This is a genomic window from Paraburkholderia sp. RL18-101-BIB-B, from assembly GCF_046026985.1.
Classification (GTDB): domain Bacteria; phylum Pseudomonadota; class Gammaproteobacteria; order Burkholderiales; family Burkholderiaceae; genus Paraburkholderia.
Genome location: NZ_JARESV010000141.1, coordinates 1 through 1,971 on the forward strand (window position 1 = coordinate 1; position 1,971 = coordinate 1,971).

The 1,971-nt window shown below is 57.2% G+C and carries 2 protein-coding genes; one reads left to right on the forward strand and one right to left on the reverse strand.

What is annotated here, in order from left to right:
* Positions 1–19: 19 nt before the first annotated feature.
* Positions 20–970, reverse strand: a complete 951-nt coding sequence (locus P0D73_RS46310; RefSeq protein WP_408320910.1) for a YncE family protein — start codon at positions 968–970, stop codon at positions 20–22.
* Positions 971–1,838: 868 nt separating this feature from the next.
* Here P0D73_RS46310 and P0D73_RS46315 point away from each other — a divergent pair.
* The coding region (locus tag P0D73_RS46315) for a DUF3563 family protein (protein ID WP_408183697.1) at positions 1,839–1,971 on the forward strand (133 nt) is incomplete at its 3' end.

The window sequence follows — 1,971 nt, forward strand, 5'->3', positions numbered from 1 at the left end:
TTCAGAGGACTTGCCCCGCCTAGTCTGGATTAGGCGCCACGACCGGCGCACGGTTGTCGAAAAAAATGCCGTGCGGCGAGCGGCCCACCGCAATGGTATCGATCAGCTTGCGGGTGGTCAGATCGATGATGCCCACATGCTTCGCGAAGCGGAATCCCACCCATAGATAGCGCTTGTCGGGAGTTAGTTCCATATCGTCGGGCCCGGGCATCAAGCCGGTGATATCGCCGGCATTGGTGAGCGTGGTGTAGTCGATGATGCTGATGGTGCTGTCGACGCGATTGGAGACCACTACATGCTTGCCGTCGACGAGGTTGCGGAAGTTGTGCGCGCCACGGCCCGTGTGGATCTTCTTGACGATCTGCTGCTTGTGCCAGTCCACCACGGCCACATCGTCTTCGCCAGTCATGCCGACCAGCAGGTAGTGGTCACCGGGAGTCAACCACAGACCTGCGGGTTCATTGCCCACGTGCATTTTCCAAAGCACTTTCTGGGTCGGCAGATCGATCGCTGCGAGTTCGCCGGAATCCTGTAGCGTGACGAACACGGTGCGGTTGTCGGAAGCGAACGTCATGTGGCTGGGTGTCTTCGCCAGTTCGATATGCTTGACCAGCGCCATATTCGTACCGTCATATCGGTAAATGTCGACGCGGTCCATGCGCAGCGCAGCCGTGACGAACCATTTGCGATCCGGAGAGAAGCCGAGTTGATACGGATCTTCGACGCCCTCCACAATGCGCTGCAACTTGCCGGTGTGCGGGTCGACGAGCATCAGGTTGTTCGACACCGAATCAGCAACGATCAGGGAGCGGCCGTCGGGCGTGATCATCAGATGATGTGGTTCCTTGCCGGTCGGCTCCGTGCCGATGATTTTGTGCGTGGCCTCGTCGATCAGCGTCAGTTGCGCTTCACCGGAATCGAGCACGATTACGCTATCCGCGGCATTCGCGCAATTCGCTATGGCCAGCATGCCGCACAGCGACGCGGCGAGCGCTCCGATCCTTGTAATGGAAACGATAGAAAATGGCATTTGGATCGTATTCACGCGGAAAGATACATTGAGGTGGAATGTAATAAAGATGTCGGACCTTCGTTGGTCGCGGTAGCGACTGTCCCCCTTCTAACGTTTGAACCGCCGCTATCGATGACACGACAGGCGAGGCCAGATGCAGAAATTGCCGGGCAACCAGGCTATCGAACCATTCGGTTTTCTGCGTTCACGAGGCAGGCGGTTGCTCAGTTGATCCCGCTCGACCCGTGAAGGTCGACCATCAAAATACCGGGAGTGTCTGTCACGGGATGAGCAACGGCCCGTGGACTGCGGGTGACGACCGCCCATCGTTGGCCGCTTACTGCCTGCCGGCGATCGGCCGCACACGACCCCGTTACGGCCGGTCCTCGATGCAAGGCGAACAGCAGCTAGCCGACCCAACGCGGTCACACATGCGCTACGCGGCATTCATCGTTTGTCCAGGGACAGTTGTCGCCCAACCCATACTTTCACTTTGCATGGATTCAGACCGCATGATGACCGGGAATTTCAACCGATAGACGTCCAGGCAGTATCTGCCCGGTCCTGTCAGTCCGCACGACAACGAACACAAAAGAAATCAGTCGCCCGGCGTGGCATGAAACGCTGTACGTTTGGCATGCTTCGATGCATCCACTCGATTGAATGAGAGTCGCCCGCATCACATACTGACCTCAAGGGAACGCCGTCAATTGCTATCTACCATTCGGGAATACCGTGCAGTGCCAGAAGAGCTTCTGCGTGCACAACGGTAAAGCGTTTCCGCCAACGAAACCTTGAATAGCCATCAACCGAATCGGGTGTACGTATGCTTTTGACGTTCCTATTAGAACGCCTCGACCAGTGGCTGAGAAATTTCCACCGGACCCGCCGTGATGAACACCTCGCAGCTTCGAAGGATATTGCCGAGCTTGAGCGTCGGATGAGAGAGTTTGACGGTT

Excerpts from the sequence above, each read along its gene's own strand:
- P0D73_RS46310 (WP_408320910.1), bottom strand. The coding sequence starts at position 970 with ATGCTGGCCATAGCGAATTGCGCGAATGCCGCGGATAGCGTAATCGTG.